The organism is Bacteroidota bacterium (assembly GCA_018831055.1).
In the GTDB taxonomy this organism is placed as follows: domain Bacteria; phylum Bacteroidota; class Bacteroidia; order Bacteroidales; family B18-G4; genus M55B132.
The window spans coordinates 1-22,516 of record JAHJRE010000013.1; the positions used below are offsets into that span (position 1 = coordinate 1).

Consider the following 22,516-nt stretch of genomic DNA (forward strand, 5'->3'; position numbering starts at 1 on the left):
AACTTGTCAAAAAAGGCATCCATTTACCTTATTTCTGAGCGAAGGTTAATTTGAGCGATTATTTCTTCCGCACTTATCCCGTATTTATCCCGTATTTCTTCCGCACTTATCCCGTATTTATCCCGTAATGTGGTTAAAGGGTCTTTCGTTTTCTCTGTACTTTCTCCATACTTTCTCCGTACTTTCCCCGAACTTTTCTCTGTACTCTTAAAAATTTTGCTAAGGAAACCACCTTGTTCCTCCTTCAAAACTGGTTCCGGTAATCCGGCATCTTTACAAGCTTCAATAATTTTGATCGTTCCACGTCCCCAAAAGTCAATATAGCCTGCTTTGAAACAAACATCTGCAAGCAATGGGTTTCTCGGTTTAGAGCGGTGTACTTTCTTTAAATCTTCTTCGGAAATTCCTTCTGGGAGGCTGCCATCATTCCAAACGCTGAAATTGTACTCATACAAGCGAATTTGCGTTGGAGGCCCTGCAGAAAGGTCCAGGGTATTGGCGCAGAATTTGATCTTAAAACAGTCTTATCCAGTTAAATTCCCTAATTATTGAAATATACCCCAAACAGCAAGTGAATGCATCCCTAATTAAGCATACTTTTTAACAGTCACCCATACCCTTATCCAGGTTTGATAATTGCTCAAACAAAAATTCAACCTTGCTAAATCTCTGAAATGTATACCAATAAGGGCTCACAGTCTTATATAAGCAGATCAAAGCTTATTTACCTGAAAAACAATGAAAGAATTTCATTGCCCAAAGAAAAAAGAAGAGCCAAGATGACTCTTCTAAAAAAGGTTCAAATAACACCTTCATCAGCGAAACTATAATAAGACTCTTTAGAAATAATAAGATGGTCAAGAAGATGAATATCGATGATTAATCGAGAGTCCTTTATTTTTCTTGTAACTGGGGAACAAGGTCGAAATATGTACTTTGATTATCCGTAAAAAGATGTTTTTTCACTAATACATTAGTGAATAATACCATAAACCTGGTCATTGAAACGGATCTCCCCTCTATTTTCCATATTGATTACTATTCCGTGCAAAAAATCAGACGGCTTCTTTCCATCCTTGCACGAATTGCACCGTATAAACCCAATATCCAAAAGCTTGCAGAACAAACCGGCACCAGCCGTGATACATTGCTAAAGTATTTGTTCTATTTAGAAAAGGCGAAAATTGTTAAATGGCTGGGAAAGGATTCAATGGGGATCAACTATTTGAACAAATAGGAAAAACTCTACCTCGATAATACAAACCTTATGTATGCACTATCTGTTAATGCACCGGATACAGGAAGCCTTCGGGAAAATTTTTTCCTGAACCAGGTTGCAGTAAAACATATGGTAAACTATTCTGATACAGGTGATTTTAAGGTAGATGACATGTATACTTTTGAAATTGGTGGTAAATCAAAAACAAATAAGCAAATTGCAGGCCTTGAAAATGCTTTCATTGCCGCTGATAATATTGAATATCCATATCGAAATACTATTCCGTTATGGTTGTTCGGATTTCTATATTAACAATAAACCGGTTTAGGAAATAATGCCTTGTGTGCCTTATTAGCCAACAAACCATTCCTAATGTTCAACCAATACTTGAATTTTGAAGAAAACACCAGGAATCATAAGGTTAGGAGGGTAAAGCCTGCCCTGACGGATGGAAGGATTAATCTTTACTCGTAAATCCATTCAAAGCCTGGTTTCTTCCGGATAATAAACCTTTGTGCTCTTTGATGGCTTTTTTTTACCACAGATTACACAGATTTGCACAGATTAATGAGAATGAATTACTGATTGTTTCCGGTTTTTTGAAATGAGTCATCACGAAAAACGCGAAGTTCACAGAACATCAAATTTATCTCCTTTCGCCTTGAAACGCAGCGGCCGTTTATTGATTGTCTGCACGTTGGAGTGATTTTTCAGGAAATCAAGTAGCTTCTTTGTGCTGATCTCCAGTTGGAGCTTTTCCTGAATTTCCTTTGTGGTATACTCTCCTTTTTTCAGTAGTTCTAAAACCGCTGTTTCGTAAGATGCTGTTGGTTCGGCGAGTTCGGGCACAAAGGATTCCTTATCGGCGGTTTCGTACATTTTTACCGGTGAGCCGTTGTAATCGACGGGGACAGCGCCTTTTTCGATAAGGAGAGCATTGGCATTGTCTTCCTGCGGTTTGGGCCGGCGGATATGGATCACTCTTTTCTTCCGCAGTCCGTCGATGGCACCGGACCAGGTACCTCCGGATTCGCCGGTCTCTGCGATGTAGATCTCGTTGGATAGTCCGTAGATAATATGATTCCTTGCCATGGCAAAAGGGGTCATCCAAGGGGCAGCAGGAGGGAAGATGCTTAAAATGCCTACGTCACCGGCCTCGATCTCCTTTACAAATTTTCTGATACCGGAGCCGAAGGTCAAAATGCCCTGGGGCAGGACGATGATGCTCTTTCCCTTATTCATCAAAGCAGAGGAAAGCGCCTGCTGATCCACTCCTTTTGCGTAACCACTTACGATAACCTTTCCGGCTTCGGATGCCAGCCGGGAAATATTGTCGGTAAAGGCAAGAGCGCGTTGGGATGCCTTCCTGGATCCTATGATGGCAACGGAGTGTTTTTGAAGCAGGTTTTTATCCCCCTTGAAGTAAAGCAACGCCGGAGAATAGGCTCTGCCCATGTTCATCAACAGTGTCTGTGAGTATTCCCGTGATATGATGGGGATGATATCAATGCCTTCCTGGGAAAGTGTTCTGGCTTCCAGCAAAAACTGTGGCAGCGTTTCTTCCGCTGTCCGCAGGCTGTTAATCTCGGCGCTATCAAGTCCGTATTCCGTTTTCCATCGAGCTTCTCCCAGCCTGAGGAATTCTTCGGCACCAAGTCCGTTCTCACAGTGGAAACGGAATATACATTCATTCTTCCGGAGCCTCTTCCATCCGGACAAATGAGCCAGGGTCATCCAGTATGGGTTCTCTTTGTGCATAATTTGACCGGTATTTATTTATACCACAGATTACACAAATTTTCACATATATTTATTATCCGTCATCCCGGCGTAAGCCGGGACCCCCCGTCACCCCGGCGTAAGCCGGGGCCTCCCCTTATTCCCCCACCATCTTCCCCCAATCCGCCTTACCCGACATTTTTCCTTCTTTCAGGAAGTCGAGCATAGCGTTTACCGGGAAGAGCTTTTCGGATTGGGCGAGATAGAGAAGGCTGTATATAGCTGCGTTTCGTGCGCCTGCTTTTTTCCGGAAATCAACGCGAACGGTATGGGCACGGGTTTCTGTTTCTGGTAGGGATTCGTCGATAAAGACGGTTCCATGGTCCATCCTGCGGATGAGGGCTTTGGAATAATCCAGTCCTTCCTGTGAGGTTATGACCACATAATCAGGGATATGTGACCCTGTATACTCAATGGGTTCGGGTGAAAGTATGATGTCGGAGGCTGAGAAGCCGATGCCGACGGTGACGGGATAACTGCCTTTCTTGGTCACGTTGAGCCCGGATGCTATGGCGGCGCGTGCGAAGAGCTCCGCGGCCGACTGCACTCCTTCACCGGCCGAGCCGGCGATCATGATGCGGGCGACGCTGCTGCGTTCAGAGCGGTAGTGTATAGGGATCACGGGCATGTTGTCAAGAAGGGACGGTGTTTCGGTCCGGATATCAGGCCGGAAGCCTTCGGTATCGCGGTCGGCATAAACCTTTATGCTGAGGCCGGCTTCTTCGGTGACCTGCCGCAGCTTCATGCCCGGGTTCGACTTCACGGCATAACTTGGACAGATCTCCATCACTTCGACCAGTGAAAAGCCTTTTTTCGACAGCGCCTCCGCCAGTTGGCTGCTGATATCGCCAATGCCCACAACCCTGCTCACATAGGATGCTCCTGCAGCAGCTACCACGTTGCATATGTCGAAGCCTTTGATCTTGTTTCCTTCAGGAAGGGTAGGGGTCTTGAAGCCGAGCGGGGTGAGCTCGCTGGGCTGGCCTCCTGTCATTCCGTAAAGCATGTTGTTGTGCAAAACCACGGTGAGGTTGATGTTCTTGTGGGCCGCGTCAATTAGATGCTGTAAGCCGATGGTGGCTCCGCCGTCGCCGATAAAGACGATCACCTTCTTTCCCGGATGGGTGAGGCTCAGCGAGATGCCCGAGGCAAGCGCGATGGATCTGCCATGCAAACCATGGACAGTATGCGTTTTAAAGCTTTTGTCGATGATGCCGTGACAACCGATATCGGTGACAAGGATAACATCAAGCAGGGGGATCCCTGTGGTTTGCAGTGCTTTGTCGATGTTCTCGGAAATGGTGGTGTGTCCGCATCCCAGGCAAAAAGGTAGTGTGCCTTCGTGAAGATATTCTCTATGCATCTTGTTTAATAGCTTTTTTGATTTGTACGGGGTTGATCATGTTCCCAAATTCGTTTACGCCAACGATATTCGTGGGAGACTGCACGCCAAACATAAGCTGGCGGTATTGTCCATTGAGGTTTTCCTCGGCGATGACGACGCGTTCGTACTTCCTGCATATCCTGTAATAATCATCAGGAATGGGAAGAAGAGTTTTGGCGATGAGCAGGGAGACCGGTGTTCCTTCGTTGCGCAGTTCGCTGACAGCTTCGCGGCAAGCCTGGGAGGTGATGCCATAGGATACCAGGAGGGTCTTTGCATCCTGTGCTTCATCAAGCTCAAACCAGGTGAATTCATGCTGGTTGGCGGTGATCTTCGTTTGCAGTCGTTTCGAGTTTTCAAGGGCTTCAGGAGCGGCATTCTGGATGATTCCCCTTTTATCATGGGTAGAAGCCGTGAACCGAACCTGATGTTCCCCGGAGGTGACCGGAAGAAACTCCGGTACGAGGTTTTCATTGGGCTCATAAGGCACGAAGGCCTCATTTCCTGAATAGAAGGAGCGCTTCACCTTTTCTATTGGACCGAGTACTTTTTTATCGAGGCTGTACAATGTCATGACCTCTTCCTTAGAAGTCAGGATGACCACCGGGGTTCTGTAATTGACGGCCACTTCGAGGGCTTTGGCGGGGATGTCCCAGCAATCGACGGCATTGCTGAGGCTGAAAGCCGGGATAGGGATACCACCCGAGATCGTGCCGTTAAGCACGGTAAGGTCGCCCTGGGCGCCACGCGTAGCCGTGCCTGTAGCAGGTCCGAGCCGTTGCACCAGGATGATGACCATGGGCAGCTCCATCATGCAGGCCATGTTGATGCTTTCTATCATCAGGGCATAGCCGGGGAAGGAAGTAGCCGTGACCGGTATGCGCCCGGTGGCCGCATAACCACTCATCCACTGCAATGTGGTGATCTCGTCGGGGGCAGCCATGAAAACAGGATACCGCTTCGATGCATACTGATACAAAAGGTTGGCAGGGGTGATAGGGTAACCGATGAAAACTTCGGCTCCGGCCCTGACCAGGGACTCGGTGATGAGCCTCGAACTGTCGGTGAAAATGATATTGCTGTTATTCAATGTCTTAGGTTGTAAAGATTCGATGATGAGTTATACTTGAGGCAGCAAAATTAGTAAAATTTTCTACTGTTAATTTATGAACAGTAAGCATAAATAGTTAATTTTGCCGGCGAACATTGAAAAAAGGTTAAAGCGACATGACTGTCGAAAGCCTTTGGAAAAGGGTTATATAAGGTGGGGAGAACTAAGATTATTAACTTCATAAAACTTTAAATTATGTCAACAGCATCGGAATATCAGATGCCGGATCATTATCTGACGGATGAATTATACACTGAGGAGCACCTTATCGTGAGGGGTTCGATCAGGGATTGGGTTAACAGGAGTGTTAAGCCTATCATTGAAGAATATTTTGAGAAAGCGCAGTTTCCGCTGCACCTGGTCAAAGAGATGGGTGAAATGGGTGTTTTCGGGCCTTTTATCCCGGAAGAGTATGGTTGTGCAGGGTTGGATCACATCTCTTACGGACTTATCATGCAGGAGTTGGAGAGGGGTGATTCTGGCGTTCGTTCGATGGCATCGGTGCAGACATCACTGGTGATGTATCCCATTTACGAGTTCGGGACGGAGGAGCAAAAGCGTCATTATCTGCCTAAGCTTGCCAGTGGTGAGCTGATTGGCTGTTTCGGACTTACCGAGCCGAATCACGGGTCCGATCCTGGAAGCATGATCACACGCATCAAGGATATGGGCGATCATTATTTGCTCAACGGAGCCAAAATGTGGATCACCAATTCTACTATAGCGGATGTGGCTGTAGTATGGGCCAAAGATGAGCAGGGTATTATCAGGGGGTTGCTGGTGGAGAAAGGCATGGAAGGGTTCACTGCTCCCGAAACCCACGGAAAGTGGTCGCTGCGTGCATCGGTCACCGGTGAGCTGGTTTTCGACAATGTGAAGGTGCCCAAGAATAATCTCCTCCCCAACGTTCAGGGTTTGAGGGGACCGCTTAGCTGTCTGAACTCCGCCCGTTATGGTATTGCCTGGGGTGCTGTGGGTGCAGCCATGGATTGTTATGATGTAGCATTGAAATATGCCCTTGAGCGTCATCAGTTCGGAAGGCCCATTGCAGGGTTCCAGCTTCAGCAGAAGAAGCTTGCCGAGGCTCTCACAGAGATCACCAAAGCACAGTTGTTATCCTGGAGGGTAGGTACACTCAGGAACGAAAAGAGAGCCACGGCCGCCCAGATCTCCATGGCCAAACGCAATAATGTGGAGATAGCTCTCGACATCGCACGGAACACACGACAGATCCTCGGAGCTATGGGTATTACCAACGATTTCCCTATGATGCGCCACATGATGAACCTCGAATCCGTGATCACCTACGAAGGTACACACGATATCCACCTCCTGATCACAGGACACGATGCAACAGGAATTCCTGCGTACAAATAGATTTTTTTAACCACAGATTACACAGATTTACACGGATTTTTAATTTAAAATGCTCATAATTAGGTTTTAATCTGTGTAAGTCCGGGTAATCTGTGGTGTTTTAATAACATAAAAAAACCTGTCTGAAGAAATCAGACAGGTTTTTTGCTATTATCGAGGTACCGAGCGGAGTCGAACCGCTGTACGTGGTTTTGCAGACCACTGCCTAGCCACTCGGCCACGGTACCGGGGAGCGGACTGCAAAGATAGGAAAAAATTTTAATACGTTGGTGGATATTTGATGAAAGGGGATGGGGGATGGGTGCTGGGGTGCTGGGATTCTGGGATCTGGGGTTCTGGGATCTGGGTTGCTGGGGGCTGGGAAGTAGAGGAGGATATTAAAATTTCTTGTTTGGCGGGGGGATGTTTTAAGATTTTGGGAACTAAAAGGAAAAGACTATTATGAGCTATAAAGATTTGGAGATATGGCATATTGCCAGGGATATATCTATTGATATACATCGTATGTCAATGGAGCTACCGTCTTTCGAGTTCTCAGAAACCGGCAGACAAATTAGGAGATCATCTAAATCGGTTAGATCAAATATTGTGGAAGGATATGGAAGAAGAGTGTATAAGGATGAGTATATAAGATTTTTAATAATTGCTCAGGCATCCAATGATGAAACACGTGATCATCTCGAAACCCTTTATGAAACTGGCTCATTGAAAGACAAGGAAGTACACGATAAAATCGTCAATAAAACAATACTTCTAGGGAAAAAATTAACAAACTATATAAAATACTTAAAATCTCAACGATCTAAATCTTAAAAAACCTCCCAGCACCCAGCCCCCAGCCCCCCAGCTCCCAGCCCCCAGCCTCCCAGCCTCCCAGCTCCCAGCCTCCCAGCCTCCCAGTTCCCAGCTCCCAGCCTCCCAGCCCCCTATTTCGCCCCCGCCATCACCTTCACACACTCCGGACAAGGACATGGAGCAGGATGGTCCGATTTGAAACTCTTGCTCTCGCACAAACAACCGGGGCGGCTCAGACATTCGAAGGTCTGGCCGCAGACAGGACAAATTTTTTCTTTTATGGTGTAGTTGTTTGCCATTATTATATTTCAAGTGTAACGCTTACCCTCTCCAGCTTGCCTCCCAGGGGTGGATTCATTTTCGACACTTTTACCCTGGCGGCGCTTACCTGGGGATAATGTGCCTTCAGACTGTCGAGTATCCTTCGGGCAACATGCTCCAGGAGATGGGATGGTTGTTCCATTTCACTTTTTATTAACAAATAAACTTCCTGGTAGTTCACCGTATCCTGTATATTATCCGTTTTTTCCGCTTTTGTCGTGTCCGTCTCCAGGAACAGATCCACCAAAAACCGCGTCCCAATGATCCTCTCCTCCTTAAAACAACCGTGATAAGCGTAAAACTCAAGGTTCTCCAATGAAATGGTTGACATAAAATATATTATTATTTTGTAAGCTTGTCATCCCGGCGCAAGCCGCGTCATCCCGGCGCAAGCCGGGACCTACCGGCGCAAGCCGGGTCATCCCGGCGCAAGCCGGGACCTACCGGCGCAAGCCGGGTCATCCCGGCGCAAGCCGGGACCTCACCCTCCTCACCACCTCCCCCACCCCTATCATCTCCATCACCTGTGTCAATCCTGGTCCCATGCCGCTGCCGATGAGGCAGAGACGAATGGGGATCATTACCTGTCCCATGTTGAGGCCCTTTACTTCAATATATTTTTTGATAGTGTTTTCAATGGTTTCATGGTTGAAAGGACTGAGGTTTTCGAGCAGCGGCAGCAGTCCTTCCAGGATTTCCGGAGTATTTTCCTTCCAGCGTTTTTTGATCATTTCCTGATCGTAAGTCTCGGGGGCGCGGAAGAAGTAGAACGATTGCGCCCAGAAGTCTTTCACAAAATCCGCTCTTTCCTTTATCAGTTCAACTACCTTCTCCACATAGCCTTTTTCGGCCTGAACATCGTGTTTTTCCAGTTCTTCCAGGAAAAGTAGGGTAAGATCGCTGTTGCTTTTCTGCATAAGGTATTGGTGGTTGAACCACCTGGCTTTGTCGGGGTCGAAGCGGGATCCGGATTTGCTGACCCGGTTCAGGTCGAATGCCTGTATCAGTTCTTCCATGCTGAATATCTCCTGTTCCGTGCCGGGGTTCCATCCCAGTAAAGCCAGCATATTCACGAAGGCTTCCGGGAAATAGCCCGATTCGCGGTATCCTGACGACAGCTCGCCTGTCTCCGGCGACCTCCACTCCAGCGGGAAGACCGGGAATCCCATCTTGTCGCCGTCGCGCTTGCTGAGCTTTCCCTTGCCGCTGGGTTTCAGGAGCAAAGGAAGGTGAGCGAAAGAAGGCATGGTTTCTTCCCATCCCAGGAAACGGTATAGCAGCACATGCAGGGGCAACGAAGGAAGCCACTCTTCCCCGCGGATCACATGGCTGATCTTCATCAGGTGGTCGTCGACCACGTTGGCCAGATGGTAGGTGGGCATTCCATCGGATTTAAACAGTACCTTATCGTCGAGGGTGCGCGTGTTGACAGTGATTTCTCCTCTGATCTCGTCGAAAAAGGTTATTTCTTCATTCTCCGGGATCATGATACGGATTACATAAGGATGACCCTCATCCACAAGTTTTTGTACCTGTCCTTCAGTAAGGGTCAGGGAATTCTTCATCTCCTTCCTCGATTCAAAGTTATAGCCCGTAAAGGAGGTGCCGATTTCTTCCTGACGGCGGCGCATCTCATCCAGCGCTTCTTCCGTGTCGAAGGCAAAATAGGCTTTTCCTTCCGCAACCAGCTTCAGGGCGTATTGCTCGTAGGTTCCTCTTCGTTCCGACTGCCGGTAGGGTGCGTAGGGACCGCCCTGTTCTATCCCTTCATCGAAATGTATCCCGCACCAGTCGAGCGATTCCACGATATAGCTTTCCGCCCCGGGCACGTACCTCGACTGATCTGTGTCTTCTATCCTGAGTATCATTGTCCCACCGTGCTTCCTGGCAAATAAATAGTTATACAAGGCCGTCCTGACCCCACCAATATGCAGGGGCCCCGTCGGACTGGGCGCAAAACGAACACGGATGTCTGAGTTTACCATAACAGATGAATTTAGGGCAAAAGTAAGGAAAAAGGGCAAGGGAAAGGGAAAAGATGAAGATAAAGGGGACTGGGGACTGGGGGACTGGGTTGCTGGGGGACTGGGGGACTGGGGTACTGGGGTACTGGGGTACTTGGTTGCTGGGTTGCTGGGGAGCCCTTCAACTTGCTCCCCAGCTCCCCAGTCTCCAGCCCCCAGTCCCCGGCTCCCCAGCCCCCAGCTCCCCAGTCCCCAGCTCCCCAGCCCCCAGCCCCCTTTTCACCCATTAATTACCCGCAATGCCAATCCGTCCTGTATCTTTTCCGGTAACCACGATGCCATTCTAAGCAGCGGATTATTATTAATACGATAATATCTTTTCGGGTGGGGGGTGGTGGCGGCGCGGTAGATGACGGAGGCTGCTTTTTCGGGGGGAATGGTTTTGCCTACGCTTTTGCAGGCTTTTTCGTAGAAGGCCTTGAATTCTTTGTGGAAGAAAGAACCTGAAGGTAGCTCCGGGCTTTTGTCCATCCAGTTGAGAAGGGGTGTTTGCATGGCTCCCGGCCTGATGATGATCAGCTTCACCTTCCTGAGTCTTAATTCCTGCCGCATGGCACGGCTGAGGGCTTCCAGGGCGATCTTCGAGGACTGATAGGGTTGGAACAGCCAGGGTATCCTTACACTGTCGCTGCTGATGTTGATAACACGCCCATGCCTTTCCACCAGGATAGGGAGGAAGGTGCGTATTACCTGAACTGCTCCGAAGGTGTTTACCTCGAAGATCTTTTGTAATGCCCGGAGATCGGATTCCGACAAAGGGAACATGGTGTAAATGCCTGCATTGTTGATCACGACATCCGGTTGTAATCCTTCCTTTTCGAGGGTGTTTTTAAGCGATTTGAGGGATGAGCCGTCGGTTACGTCTACAGGGAAATAATGGATGTTCTCTCCGGTAGTTGAGCTGTTATGAAGTTGCGATTCAAGGTCGGTGGCGATGACGGTGCAGCCCCGCGCGGAGAAAAAGCCGGTGATGGCCTGACCCAGCCCGCCGGCCGCCCCGGTTAGCAATACAGTGGGTTGTTTTTTCGACATATTGTTGTGGTTCTTCACTTTAGGATATTTAATATTTCCTGCTGCATCCTCTCAACGTGTGAGCCTTTCCAATATAACTTTCCGCAGGATGTGCAGCGGTAAAAGTCCTGGTAACACTTTTTTGTGCCGTATTTTAACAGATGTTCAATCTCTGCCTTTTCCACTTTTTCCAGGATGCCGCTACAGTGCATGCAACGGGAGAAGGAACGGATATGCCTGCGGAGGTCGAAGCGCTCTATCACCTCCCGGATCTGTTTTCCGGGATTGGTGTTTCGTATCCAGTAACCTCTGTCAACCTTCCCGTTTTTCAGGATGCCGATATCGCGGGTCAGGATGATGCGCTTTTCTTCTGCGGCAATGCGGATAATGATGTCGTCGGCCGCATCGTTGCTGTAAAGACAGTCGAAACCGGTCATCCGCATCAGCCTGGCCAGTTTGCCCAGGTGTACATCAAGGATGAAACGCGGCTCACGCAAGGGCTCTGGACGAAGCCGGCTAACAGGGGATATATCGAGAGATTCGAACACAGGGTAAACCGCCAACCTGTCGGCATTTGCAGGCTTATGTGTAAAAGATACGGATACATCGTTCACCAGGATAAGATCCACCTCAACATGGGGAACGCCTAACCCTTCAATGATATCTTTCACGGTAGGATTTCCTGAAAATGTATGTGGAAACGTTTTTTTGCGTTTTCCCTGGGGCAGGAAATCATTCAGTTCTTCATAAAACCGTATCTCAATGGTTTTGGGCATAACCGGGGGTGTTGGACATTAGCCTTTTTCCCTTTTCCTGAAATGATAAAGATAAGACAAAATGAACCAGGCGCCCAATGCACTGAAAAAATGCCACAGAAAATGAGAACCCATCGGAAGTACATGCCCCGAATAAGGGTCCGTTTCCCTGAATAACAAGGCAAGGGCAAACAGGAATATGGTTATGGCAATGGTATGCCATTGGTAAAATTTCGTGCGGACAAGCACAAAGACCAATGGGAGGATTATAGTAAACCCCGTGAGTGCATAGGAAAGATTAATTGCAAGATGGTCGGGCAAACCGGCAAACAACAGAAAACGAAGCAGGAAAATGGGAATGATAATGAGCAAGACATACCACCATTTTTTCAGGATCTTGAGCCAGAAATAAATCCCAATAGATAAGGTAAGCACGGCCGTTGGCAGGACATCCATGACCAGGAAAACGACGGATGTCCTGAAACCGTGAAACAACGCACTTCCAATGCCTCCCAGCATAAAGAGGGGAATGGCATAGACCATGAAACTGTAATACCGGTATTCTTTCCTGATACTGAATAGCCAATAAAGGGCCGGAATGATCACCAGGAGACTGGTAATGGCATTCCATGGCTCCACAAGCCAATGCTGAAGGTTGGTCTCGGTGTAAACCGGTCCGCCGTCTGCGAGTCGCTGGTTAAACCAGGTTGTATCTGTATCCATCAGCACCCCAGCGTCGCGACCATCACCGCTTTGATGGTATGCATGCGGTTTTCGGCTTCGTCGAAGACGATGGAGGCGGGGGATTCGAACACGTCATCGGTCACTTCCATAGCTTCCACGCCGTATTTCCGGTAGATCTCTTCACCAATTTTAGTTTCCCTGTTGTGGAATGATGGCAGGCAATGCAGGAATTTGACTTTGGGATTGCCGGTTTTGGCAACCAGTTCCTTGTTTACCTGATAGGGCATCATCATTTTGATGCGTCTTTCAAATTCCGATTCGGGTTCGCCCATGGAGACCCATACGTCGGTATACAGAAAGTCTGCTCCTTTAACACCCTCTTCCACTTTGTCGGTGATGGTGATTTTGGCTCCGGTTTCTTTGGCAATTTCGCGGCATTGCTCCACCAGTTCCGGTGCGGGGAAAAATTCCTTTGGTGCGCAGGCCCTGAAGTCCATGCCCATTTTGGCGGCACCCACCATGAGTGAGTTACCCATGTTATTCCTGGCATCGCCCAGATAACAGAAGGATATCTGGTGCAGGGGTTTGTCGCTGTGCTCTTCCATGGTCATAAAGTCGGCCAGGATCTGTGTCGGGTGGAATTCGTTGGTGAGTCCGTTCCATACGGGTACACCGGCGTATTTGCCAAGTTCTTCCACTATATCCTGTCCGTAACCGCGGTATTCAATGCCGTCGTACATCCTGCCCAGAACACGGGCGGTGTCTTTCATCGATTCCTTTTGTCCGATCTGCGATCCGGATGGTCCGAGATAAGTGACCTGTGCTCCCTGATCGAAAGCGGCCACCTCAAAGGCACAGCGCGTACGTGTGGATGCTTTTTCAAAGATCAGTGCGATGTTTTTCCCTTTCAGGCGCTGCTGTTCGGTGCCTGAATATTTCGCTTTCTTCAGGTCTATGGATAGATCAAGGAGAAAGCGGATTTCCTGGGGTGTGAAATCCAGGAGTTTCAGAAAATTTCTGTTTCTCAGATTAAATGCCATGGTTTAATTATTTTTTTGTTTGGTCAATTTTGCCGGTGAATCGGGGCAAAATTAATATAATTTATTTTTCCGTAATCATTTCCCCTTGTTATCTTTGCCCTTATGATCATCATTGACAAATCGCTGATATCCGGCGACCTGCAGGATGTGAAGTTCTGCTGCGATCTGGAGAAGTGCAAGGGTGCCTGTTGCGTGGAAGGAGATGCCGGCGCACCCCTGGAAGAGGAGGAAATATCCCTGCTGGAGGATTTCCTGGATGAAATAAAACCTTTTATGACCCGGAAAGGAAGGAAGGTGACAGAAAAACAGGGTGTTTTTGATTATGACATCCACGGTGGGTTTGTGACTCCTCTGGTGGATGATCGTGAATGTGCCTTTGCCAATTTTGAGAAAGGTATTGCCTGTTGCGCTATTGAAAAGGCTTATGAAGCTGGAAAGATAGATTTCAGGAAACCCCTTTCATGTCATTTGTATCCGGTAAGGATCTCCCGGCTCATCCAGCATGAAGCCGTGAATTATCATAAATGGGTCATCTGTAAGCCGGCCCTGGAGTTGGGCAAAAAGCTGCAGCTCCCTCTATACCTTTTTTTACGTGATGCCCTGATCAGAAAATACGGTGAGGCCTGGTATAAAAATCTGGAAGACAGTCTTAAAGAAAAAAGATAAGTACTTACATGTTTTCTGTTCCGGCGCTTTCTGCGGCTGCCATGGCTGCCAATTCTTTGTCGATATGGAATAAGCCGCCTTTTTCTCCTTTAGCAAGGTTGAATTTATCCAGGATGGTGCTGGCCAGGCTTTCTTCCTCAATCTGTTCGGTAACAAACCATTGCAGGAAGTTGGTCGTGGTAAAATCATTTTCTTTCATGCACAAACCCACCAGGTCGTTGATCCTGGAGCTTATGAATTGTTCGTGTTCAAATACCTTTTCAAAAACATCGTGCAGCGATTTGAACTCGAAATCGGGTTTTTCCATCTCCATCAGGATAGCATGTCCACCGCGGTCGTTGAGGTAGCGGAGCATTTTTAACTGATGCATCCTCTCCTCGTCGGAGTGGGTATAGAGGAAAGCAGCGGCTCCCGGGTAACCGTTGGATTCGCACCACGATGCCATGGAGAGGTACAACCGGGATGAGTGTTCTTCTTCCTTGATCTGAGCGATCAATGCTTTTGAAATTTTATCAGCGATCATATATTTGAGTTTTTAATTGCCTTAATGTGAATCATGAATAATTAACAAACATTGCATGTAAATGTTTGAGAGATCATCGATTTCAGTATTAGGATGATTTCTTATCACTTCAGTGCATTGGCTCCGCTGACGATTTCAATGATCTCGTTGGTGATGGCAGCCTGACGGGCTTTGTTGTAGGATAGCCTGAGGTCTTTCAGCAGTTCCTGTGCATTATCGGTGGCAATGTGCATGGCTGTCATACGAGCCCCGTATTCAGCGGCCTGGGAGTCAAGAAGGGCTTTGTAAAGCTGGATCTTCAGGGATTTGGGTATCATTTCGTTTACGATCTGAACCTTATCGGGTTCAAAAAGATAGTCGTGGGAGAATTTACCATCATCCTTATTTTCCGCGGGTTTAATGGGCAGATACTGTTCATGCGTGATAGACTGCACGGCAGCATTCTTAAACTGGTTATAGACCAGATCGATGCGGTCGTAATTCCTGGAAAGGAATTCCTGCATCAGTTGTTCTGCAACCGGCACCGCTTTCTCAAAGCTAAGCTGGTCGAAGATTTCCGTGTTGATATCTACAACCTGGAAATTCCTTCTTTTAAAATATTCGCCGGCTTTTTTACCGAGGAAGAGGAGGTGGAGGTTGCCAGCCTGGTATTGTTCCTGGTATTGTTCCCGAATAACTTTATTGGTAAGCTTAATGATATTGCTGTTAAAGGCCCCGCATAGTCCGCGGTTTGCAGAAATAACGATGATCAACACCTTCTCCGGTTTTCTTTGCTGGGTGAAGGATCCTATTTCCATATCCTCCAGGCTGCTGCTCAGGTTTTGCAGGATTTCATTGAGTTTTTTTGCATAGGGCCGCATCCTGAGAATGGCATCCTGGGCTCTTCTGAGCTTGGAGGCGCTGACCAGCTTCATGGCGCTGGTGATCTGCTGGGTTGACCTGACAGACTCGATGCGGATGCGTACTTCTTTGAGGTTGGGCATAGCGGATACGGCTTATTTCTTTTCGTATTTGACGGCTACCTTCTGTGCGGCTGCTTTCAGTCCTTCTTCAATGTCTTCCGTCAGCTTTCCGGCTTTCAGGTCGTTTAATATCTGTTTATGATGTTCATTCAGGAAGAACAGGAATTCATCCTGGAAATCGCGTATGCTTGCAACGGGGACATTTTTCAGCAGGTTCCTTGTTCCGCAGAAGATGATGGCGATTTGTTCTTCTACAGGCATAGGGCTGTACTGAGGTTGTTTCAGGATTTCCACGTTTCTTCTTCCCTTTTCCAGAACGGCCATGGTAGCGGCGTCGAGGTCGGAACCGAACTTTGAGAAGGCTTCCAGCTCGCGGAACTGGGCCTGGTCGAGTTTCAGGGTACCGGCTACTTTCTTCATGGATTTGATCTGGGCATTACCCCCGACCCTGGAAACGGAGATACCGACGTTGATGGCCGGCCGCACACCGGCATTAAAGAGGTTGGTTTCCAGGAATATCTGACCATCGGTGATGGAGATCACGTTGGTTGGGATATAGGCAGAAACGTCGCCGGCCTGGGTTTCGATGATGGGAAGGGCGGTGAGAGAGCCTCCTCCTTTAACAAGGTGTCTTATGGATTCAGGAAGGTCGTTCATTTTTTGGGCAATAACATCGGAGTCGATGATTTTGGCAGCCCTTTCCAGCAAGCGTGAGTGCAGGTAGAACACGTCGCCCGGGTAGGCTTCGCGGCCCGGGGGCCTTCTGAGGAGCAATGAGACCTCGCGGTATGCTACAGCCTGCTTCGACAGATCGTCGTAGATCACGAGCGCCGGACGGCCGGTGTCACGGAAGTACTCGCCTATGGCGGCACCTGCGAAGGGAGCATAGAACTGCATAGCTGCCGGATCGGAAGCAGTAGCGGTGATCACGATGGTGTATTCCATGGCGCCATTGTCTTCCAGTGTTTTAACTATATTGGCAACAGACGAGCCTTTCTGCCCGACCGCAACGTATATGCAATAAACCGGTTTTCCGGCCTTGTAAAATTCTTTCTGGTTGATGATGGTATCTATGGCAATAGCCGTCTTCCCTGTCTGGCGGTCGCCGATGATCAGCTCACGCTGTCCGCGGCCGATAGGGATCATGGCATCGATGGCCTTGATTCCGGTCTGGATGGGTTCGTTAACCGGGCGGCGGAAGATTACACCGGGAGCCTTCCTTTCCAGGGGCATCGTGAATTTTTCGCCTTTGATCTCACCCTTGCCGTCGATAGGCTCTCCCAATGTGTTAATAACCCTGCCTAGCAAGCCCTCACCCACTTCAATCGCTGAAATCTTACGTGTACGTTTCACCGTATCCCCTTCATTGATTCCTCTAGCCTGACCCAGTAAGACTATCCCGACATTATCCTGTTCCAGGTTCAGAATGATGCCCTTAAGACCTGATTTCTCAAATTCCACCAGTTCTCCGGCCTCGGCATTGTTGAGCCCGTAAACGCGGGCGATGCCGTCGCCTACTTCCAGTACTGTCCCGACTTCCTCCAGTTCAGCCTGGTTCTTGTATCCGGATAATTCCTGGCGAAGTATTGCAGAGATCTCTGCCGGTTTAATTTCTGCCATAAGTATATAACATTAATTTCTATAATTTCCTTTCGTACAAGTTGATCCTGGCGGCGCCCCTCCTTAATTTTTCAAGCTGGTTGCTGATACTTGCATCATACTGCTTGTTGTCGTATGTGAGGATAAAACCGCCAATAAGTTCTTTCTTCACCTCATCGAGTAATTCAATATTACTTCCGGTTTGATCGTGAAGAAGGTCGATGATCTTTTTCCTGATATCCTCATCGGGATTATAAGCTGTTTTGAGGGTTACCGTCAGGATATCTTTGAATTTCTTATAAAGTGTGATGAAAGCGGCCGCAATATCTTCCAGGTACATTTCCCTGCGTTTTTTAGTGATGAGGATAACATACCGGAAAGATAGCTCATTCAGGTGTTTCTCCAGCATCTTTTTCAGAATGGCTTTTTTCCTGGCCGCGTGTATAACCGGACTTTTCAGGAACAGTCTGAAATCTTTGCTTTCATGACAAAGCCTGGAAATGGTATACATATCTTCTTTAATCTCATCCAGGAGGTTCATTTCCAGGGATAGTTCAAAGAGTGCTTTTGCGTATCGTCCGGCAAGTATTGTTGCAGCCATCTTTAGTTCAGACGGGTTTCGTTTAACAGTTTTTCAATAAATTCTTTTTGCCTGGATTTTTCAGAGAGTTCATGTTCCAGGATTTTCTCAGCGATATCGATGGAAAGGGATGCGATTTCATTTTTAAGGCTGATCATGGCGGCCTTTTTTTCATTTTCAATTCTTTCCTTGGCATTTTCCACGATTCTGTCGGCCTCTTCATTGGCTTTCGTGCGGGCTTCTTCCAGGATGTTTTCTCTGATTTTCCTTGCTTCCCGCAGGATAGCATCTCTTTCCTCTTTGGCTTCTTTCAGGAGTTGTTCATTGCTGAATTTCAACTCCTTCATTTCCTCTTTAGCCTTATCGGCGGCATGAAGGGATTTCTCGATGAATTCTTCCCTTTCGTGAAGGGCTTTCATGATGGGTTTCCAGGCATATTTTCCCAGCAGGAATAACAGCAGGGCAAATACGAGGGTCATCCAGAAGATCAAACCTATTCCAGGACTAACTAAATCCATACCTGTTGAGTTTTAATGAATAACAGGATCAGGCACCGGAGCCAAGCGCGACGGTGCCCGATCACTCTGATTGTTTTAGATGAAAACGATCAAAAGACAAACTACGATGGCAAAAAACGCAACCCCCTCGATCAGGGCGGCGGCAACGATCATGTTTGAACGAATGTCACCGGCTGATTCGGGCTGGCGTGCAATGGATTCCACAGCTCCTTTACCGATCTGTCCGATACCGATACCTGCGCCTATGGCTGCGATACCTGCACCCAGACCGGCACCCATCTTTGCAAAAGGAGCCAGATCCGCTGCTGCCTGTAATAAAATCGCCAAAAATTCCATACTATAAAGTATTAATGGTTAAAAAATCCTTAATGATGTTCTTCTATCGCCATCCCAAAATAAAGGGCCGAAAGAAGAGTAAACACATATGCCTGGATGAATGCCACCAGCAATTCCAACAGCATCATAAACACCGAAAACATTACAGATACTACAGAAACCCCGTAACCCAGCGCAATGTTCATGTTTCCGAAAATAAAGATCAGACTGATAAAACCCAGGATGATGATATGCCCTGCCGTGATATTGGCAAAGAGTCGCACCATCAGAACGAAGGGCTTGGTGAACACACCGATGATCTCTATTACCGGCATCAGCGGCACCGGAAACTTCAGCCACCAGGGAACGCCGGGAGCATTGAAAATATGCTGCCAGTAATTCCGGTTTCCTGAAAATGTGGTGATCAGGAAAGTAAAAATGGCCATAACCAACGTGACGGCTACATTGCCTGTAACATTAGCCCCTCCCGGAAAAAAAGGAATCAGTCCGAAAAGGTTATTGAAAAAGATAAAAAAGAAAAGAGTGAGGAGATAGGGCATATACCGGGCATATCGCTCCCCGATGGAGGAACGTGCAATGTCGTCGCGGATAAACAAAATCAAGGGTTCCAGCAACGACTGCAGTCCTTTCGGTGCCTCATTCGGTTTGCGTTTGTACCTGTTTGCAATAGAAATAAAAATGATGAACAAGAGGATGCTCCCAATGATGATGGACGCAACGTTCTTTGTGATCGACAAATCGATGGGCAGTCCTGTTTCTCCTTCTTTTTCAATTGCTTCGCTGTCGACAAAGTCTTCTTCAATGACTTTAATGATTTTGCCTTTGTTATCCCCTTCGGTCTCCAGCCTGAACCCTTCATGAACATGTCCGTGAGCCAGTTTATTCGACCAGAAAGCATGAAATTTTCCGTCATAATATAAAATCACCGGCAGGGGAATGCTTACATGCTGTTTGTGTCCGTGCTTGTCTTTATAATCCAGGATATGCCAGTCGTGGGCATCGGTGATGTGTTCGATGATCTTTTTTCCTGCGTTGTATTCTTCAATGGCAACGGTAGTATCCCAGGATGCATCTTCACCGCTGGCATGTATTTTTTCATGATCATGATCTTCGCTCCTGCTTGCGGGCCCCTGGTAAAAAGCTGTTGTCAGCAAAGCCCCCAGGAACAGTATCATGACGAATCCTGCTTTTAAGGCAAGTGATTTAAATCTCATATGAAAAAAACTGAATACTTCGAAATATTTGGCTGCAAGTTTACGAATATTTGCTCAATTATAGAAGAACTTTCGTTAATAAGTTACCAGAGGTCTGTTGATATTGTAATGCAGTACCTTACTGCATTTATAACAACCGGCAGGAAAAATCTTACGATTTCACTTGAAAAAGGCCGAAATAAATTGTAAATTGTTCAGCGGGAACGCTCATTTCAGATTTAGATAATAAATAAAACCTGATATTATGAAAAAGCTTGTTTTTGTGCTCGTTGCAACAGCCTTACTGTTTCAGTTTTGTGATAAACCGGCGGCAGTTACGGATCCGGAAAAAGAGATTTCGGAGATAAGAACGGTTCTTGAGAAGTATTCCATTGCGAATGAGAAGGAGGATTTCAGCATTATGGAAGAGATCTGGATGCCTGCGGACGACATTCTCCTCATTGGCACCGACAGTGATGAGGTATTGCTGGGTTGGGAAGAGATTCAAAAGGCGATTCGCAGCCAGCATGGTAAGTTTGAAAGTACGCTGATCAATATTTCCGATCAGCGCATCAAGGTCAACGAGACCTGCAATACTGCGTGGTTTTCGGAGGAGTTGAATTATAATTTTATTTATCAGGAGAAGGCCATGTCGTTTGAGGGCATCCGTTTCACAGGGGTTTTATGCAAGAAAGACGGAAAATGGAAGCTGGTTCAGGGCCATCTATCCATCCCTGCGCAGGTCGTGATAGAAGAAGTGAGGTAAACGATAACTTCCGGCACGTATTTAAAGTGCAGGCGTGAACTGGTTCAGGAAACGGATATCATTCTCATAGTACATTCGGATATCCTTTATCTGATACATCATCATGGCAGTCCTTTCAATACCGATGCCAAAGGCATAGCCGGTATATGTTTTGCTATCTATTCCGCAGAAATCAAGAACTTTGGGATGTACCATCCCACAGCCCAGGATTTCCAGCCATCCTGTGTATTTACAAACATTACAGCCTTTGCCATGGCAGAGCTGGCATGAAACGTCCATTTCCGCTGAGGGTTCTGTGAAGGGAAAGAATGATGGCCTGAAACGTACCTGTGTATCCTGGCCCATAAACTCCCTGGCAAAATAATACAGTGTTTGTTTCAGATCGGCGAAAGAAACATCTTTATCGATATACAGTCCTTCCACCTGATGGAATATACAGTGAGACCGGGCGGATATGGCTTCATTTCTGAAGACCCTACCGGGGAAGATACTCCGGATCGGGGGTTGTTTCTTTTCCATCACCCTTACCTGTACGGAGGAGGTATGGGTTCTCAGCAGGATATCAGGATTTTTTTCAATGAAGAAGGTATCCTGCATATCGCGGGCGGGGTGTTCGGGCGGGAAGTTCAGGGCAGTGAAGTTATGCCAGTCGTTTTCGATCTCCGGACCTTCCTCAACGGTAAATCCTATGCGGGCAAAAATCTCTGAGATCTTGTTCCTGACAATAGATACAGGGTGTCTGGATCCCAGGGGAGCATGGAGAGCCGGGCGGGTAAGGTCGTCAGGGACCCGACCGGTATGCTTGTCCTCCTCAAAAGAGTTTTTATAATTATCGTGAAGTTCCTGCGCCCGGTTTTTTAATTCATTCAATAATTTCCCTACTTCCTTCCTTTCAGCGGGGTCAACATTTCGGAATTCACTAAAAAGCTCTGTGATCAGTCCCTTTTTACTAAGATAAGTAAGCCGGAACTGCTCAACGGATTCTGCATTCTCAGGCCGGAATGCTTCAATATCCGAAGAAATCCGGGCTATTTTTTCTTTCATGCTAATTGTTGGTTATTCAATGATTTCCACAGAGAAAGTGACAGGGTCGATGGGGGCGTTCTGGAAGACTTCCACAGAAGCGATCCTGTCAACAACATCCATTCCGCTGATGATTTCCCCGAATATGGTATACGTGCCATCAAGATGAGGTGCACCACCGGAACTTTTATAGGCCTGTCGCTGTTTGGTCGACATTTTCATATTGAACCTCTGTTCAATGGCATTAAGCTCTTCATCACCGAATTTTCTACCCTGGACAATATAGAACTGGCATCCTGAAGACTTTCTTTCGGGATTCACTTCATCGCCCATTCTGGCAGCTGCCAGCGCTCCCCTTTTATGGAATTTGTCAGGAACGATTTCTGCCGGAAGAGAATACCCCGGGTCTAACTGACCATCTTTATTTCCTCCGCCCTGTATCATAAAATCTCTGATCACCCTGTGAAACCTGGATCCGTCGTACCAGCCCTCATTGGCCAGTTTAATGAAATTGTCGCGGTGACCGGGTGTCTCATCGTATAAAATACCATGGATATCTCCCATGCTGGTCTTGATGACAAATTTAGTCTGTGCAGTTGCAGAGAATCCTGCCATGATGGTGAAGATTAAGGCAATCAAAAGGGTCTTTTTCATTTCTACTATGTTTGTTGGTTAAAAACTTTGCAATATTACTAAAATCAGCTCAGATATTCCAGGATCATGTCCTTTTCCTCCCGGATTTCTGCATACGTTCTATAAAATGTTTACGGCATAATGGTTCATAAATGTCCTTTTCTCCCAGTTGTATCAGTCCGGGATCATCGGAGTTACGCCAGGAAAAGTTAGCCAG

General features: G+C 47.3%; 25 protein-coding genes, 1 tRNA gene and 1 pseudogene. 6 read left to right on the forward strand and 21 right to left on the reverse strand.

The window, feature by feature from the left end; genetic code table 11:
* Positions 1-206: 206 nt before the first annotated feature.
* Together KKA81_00855 and KKA81_00860 are read right to left on the reverse strand one after the other, a co-directional pair.
* Positions 207-470: pseudogene (locus KKA81_00855) on the reverse strand (hypothetical protein).
* A gap of 329 nt (positions 471-799) precedes the next feature.
* Positions 800-931, reverse strand: coding sequence for a hypothetical protein (locus KKA81_00860; protein ID MBU2649458.1), 132 nt, complete (start codon positions 929-931; stop codon positions 800-802).
* Between the two features lie 45 nt (positions 932-976).
* Between KKA81_00860 and KKA81_00865 the strand changes: the two genes are divergently transcribed.
* Both KKA81_00865 and KKA81_00870 read left to right on the forward strand, forming a co-directional pair.
* Entirely contained in the window at positions 977-1,237 is a 261-nt protein-coding gene (locus KKA81_00865) for a DUF4143 domain-containing protein (protein MBU2649459.1), read from the forward strand.
* Positions 1,238-1,267: 30 nt separating this feature from the next.
* Positions 1,268-1,531: a hypothetical protein gene (locus tag KKA81_00870; protein MBU2649460.1), complete on the forward strand. Its 264-nt coding sequence runs from the start codon at positions 1,268-1,270 to the stop codon at positions 1,529-1,531.
* A gap of 318 nt (positions 1,532-1,849) precedes the next feature.
* Here the strand turns inward: KKA81_00870 and KKA81_00875 are convergent, their stop codons facing one another.
* The 3 genes from KKA81_00875 to KKA81_00885 all read right to left on the reverse strand — a co-directional run bounded on the left by KKA81_00875 (position 1,850) and on the right by KKA81_00885 (position 5,472).
* Positions 1,850-2,977, reverse strand: a complete 1,128-nt coding sequence (locus tag KKA81_00875; GenBank protein MBU2649461.1) for a DNA-processing protein DprA — start codon at positions 2,975-2,977, stop codon at positions 1,850-1,852.
* A 118-nt stretch (positions 2,978-3,095) separates the two neighbouring features.
* Positions 3,096-4,361, reverse strand: coding sequence for a 2-oxoacid:acceptor oxidoreductase family protein (locus KKA81_00880; protein ID MBU2649462.1), 1,266 nt, complete (start codon positions 4,359-4,361; stop codon positions 3,096-3,098).
* On the reverse strand, positions 4,354-5,472 hold the full coding sequence (locus KKA81_00885; GenBank protein ID MBU2649463.1) for a hypothetical protein: 1,119 nt from the start codon (positions 5,470-5,472) through the stop codon (positions 4,354-4,356). Before KKA81_00885 ends, KKA81_00880 begins: the two co-directional genes overlap by 8 nt.
* A 216-nt stretch (positions 5,473-5,688) precedes the next feature.
* Between KKA81_00885 and KKA81_00890 the strand changes: the two genes are divergently transcribed.
* Positions 5,689-6,870, forward strand: a complete 1,182-nt coding sequence (locus tag KKA81_00890) for an acyl-CoA dehydrogenase family protein (protein MBU2649464.1) — start codon at positions 5,689-5,691, stop codon at positions 6,868-6,870.
* A gap of 156 nt (positions 6,871-7,026) precedes the next feature.
* Here the strand turns inward: KKA81_00890 and KKA81_00895 are convergent.
* Positions 7,027-7,097: transfer RNA gene (locus KKA81_00895), tRNA-Cys, on the reverse strand.
* Between the two features lie 214 nt (positions 7,098-7,311).
* On the opposite strand from KKA81_00895, the gene KKA81_00900 reads away from it, so the two are divergent.
* Positions 7,312-7,683 (forward strand): four helix bundle protein, encoded by a 372-nt coding sequence (locus KKA81_00900; GenBank protein MBU2649465.1) that lies wholly within the window; start codon positions 7,312-7,314, stop codon positions 7,681-7,683.
* Between the two features lie 283 nt (positions 7,684-7,966).
* Here KKA81_00900 and folB read toward each other — a convergent pair whose 3' ends face one another.
* The 6 genes from folB to KKA81_00930 form a co-directional block, all read right to left on the reverse strand.
* Positions 7,967-8,317, reverse strand: a complete 351-nt coding sequence (gene folB / locus KKA81_00905; GenBank protein ID MBU2649466.1) for a dihydroneopterin aldolase — start codon at positions 8,315-8,317, stop codon at positions 7,967-7,969.
* A 127-nt stretch (positions 8,318-8,444) separates the two neighbouring features.
* The gene (locus tag KKA81_00910; protein MBU2649467.1) at positions 8,445-9,971 is read right to left on the reverse strand and encodes a glutamate--tRNA ligase; all 1,527 of its coding nucleotides are present in this window, start codon (positions 9,969-9,971) and stop codon (positions 8,445-8,447) included.
* 258 nt (positions 9,972-10,229) lie between these two features.
* The gene (locus tag KKA81_00915; GenBank protein ID MBU2649468.1) at positions 10,230-11,060 is read right to left on the reverse strand and encodes an SDR family NAD(P)-dependent oxidoreductase; all 831 of its coding nucleotides are present in this window, start codon (positions 11,058-11,060) and stop codon (positions 10,230-10,232) included.
* Positions 11,057-11,797, reverse strand: a complete 741-nt coding sequence (locus KKA81_00920; GenBank protein MBU2649469.1) for a Mut7-C ubiquitin/RNAse domain-containing protein — start codon at positions 11,795-11,797, stop codon at positions 11,057-11,059. Before KKA81_00920 ends, KKA81_00915 begins: the two co-directional genes overlap by 4 nt.
* 18 nt (positions 11,798-11,815) lie before the next feature.
* Entirely contained in the window at positions 11,816-12,499 is a 684-nt protein-coding gene (locus KKA81_00925) for a hypothetical protein (GenBank protein MBU2649470.1), read from the reverse strand.
* Complete coding sequence (locus KKA81_00930) at positions 12,499-13,500, reverse strand: ornithine carbamoyltransferase (protein ID MBU2649471.1); 1,002 nt, start codon at positions 13,498-13,500, stop codon at positions 12,499-12,501. Before KKA81_00930 ends, KKA81_00925 begins: the two co-directional genes overlap by 1 nt.
* A gap of 102 nt (positions 13,501-13,602) precedes the next feature.
* Here KKA81_00930 and KKA81_00935 point away from each other — a divergent pair, with 102 nt between their 5' ends.
* On the forward strand, positions 13,603-14,166 hold the full coding sequence (locus KKA81_00935) for a DUF3109 family protein (GenBank protein ID MBU2649472.1): 564 nt from the start codon (positions 13,603-13,605) through the stop codon (positions 14,164-14,166).
* A 4-nt stretch (positions 14,167-14,170) separates the two neighbouring features.
* Here the strand turns inward: KKA81_00935 and KKA81_00940 are convergent, their stop codons facing one another.
* The 7 genes from KKA81_00940 to atpB all read right to left on the reverse strand — a co-directional run bounded on the left by KKA81_00940 (position 14,171) and on the right by atpB (position 19,898).
* Positions 14,171-14,689, reverse strand: a complete 519-nt coding sequence (locus KKA81_00940) for a ferritin (GenBank protein ID MBU2649473.1) — start codon at positions 14,687-14,689, stop codon at positions 14,171-14,173.
* A gap of 104 nt (positions 14,690-14,793) precedes the next feature.
* Positions 14,794-15,672, reverse strand: coding sequence for an ATP synthase F1 subunit gamma (gene atpG, locus KKA81_00945; protein MBU2649474.1), 879 nt, complete (start codon positions 15,670-15,672; stop codon positions 14,794-14,796).
* Positions 15,673-15,684: 12 nt separating this feature from the next.
* On the reverse strand, positions 15,685-17,271 hold the full coding sequence (atpA, locus tag KKA81_00950) for a F0F1 ATP synthase subunit alpha (protein MBU2649475.1): 1,587 nt from the start codon (positions 17,269-17,271) through the stop codon (positions 15,685-15,687).
* Positions 17,272-17,290: 19 nt separating this feature from the next.
* The gene (atpH, locus tag KKA81_00955; GenBank protein ID MBU2649476.1) at positions 17,291-17,851 is read right to left on the reverse strand and encodes an ATP synthase F1 subunit delta; all 561 of its coding nucleotides are present in this window, start codon (positions 17,849-17,851) and stop codon (positions 17,291-17,293) included.
* Between the two features lie 2 nt (positions 17,852-17,853).
* Positions 17,854-18,348, reverse strand: coding sequence for a F0F1 ATP synthase subunit B (atpF, locus tag KKA81_00960; protein MBU2649477.1), 495 nt, complete (start codon positions 18,346-18,348; stop codon positions 17,854-17,856).
* Positions 18,349-18,423: 75 nt separating this feature from the next.
* On the reverse strand, positions 18,424-18,684 hold the full coding sequence (atpE, locus tag KKA81_00965; protein ID MBU2649478.1) for an ATP synthase F0 subunit C: 261 nt from the start codon (positions 18,682-18,684) through the stop codon (positions 18,424-18,426).
* Positions 18,685-18,713: 29 nt separating this feature from the next.
* Positions 18,714-19,898, reverse strand: a complete 1,185-nt coding sequence (gene atpB, locus KKA81_00970) for a F0F1 ATP synthase subunit A (GenBank protein MBU2649479.1) — start codon at positions 19,896-19,898, stop codon at positions 18,714-18,716.
* 244 nt (positions 19,899-20,142) lie between these two features.
* Between atpB and KKA81_00975 the strand changes: the two genes are divergently transcribed.
* On the forward strand, positions 20,143-20,643 hold the full coding sequence (locus tag KKA81_00975; protein MBU2649480.1) for a nuclear transport factor 2 family protein: 501 nt from the start codon (positions 20,143-20,145) through the stop codon (positions 20,641-20,643).
* A gap of 21 nt (positions 20,644-20,664) precedes the next feature.
* Here KKA81_00975 and pheS read toward each other — a convergent pair whose 3' ends face one another.
* Positions 20,665-21,687 (reverse strand): phenylalanine--tRNA ligase subunit alpha, encoded by a 1,023-nt coding sequence (pheS, locus tag KKA81_00980; protein ID MBU2649481.1) that lies wholly within the window; start codon positions 21,685-21,687, stop codon positions 20,665-20,667.
* A gap of 12 nt (positions 21,688-21,699) precedes the next feature.
* Entirely contained in the window at positions 21,700-22,320 is a 621-nt protein-coding gene (locus tag KKA81_00985; GenBank protein MBU2649482.1) for a peptidylprolyl isomerase, read from the reverse strand.
* Positions 22,321-22,516 lie beyond the last annotated feature (196 nt).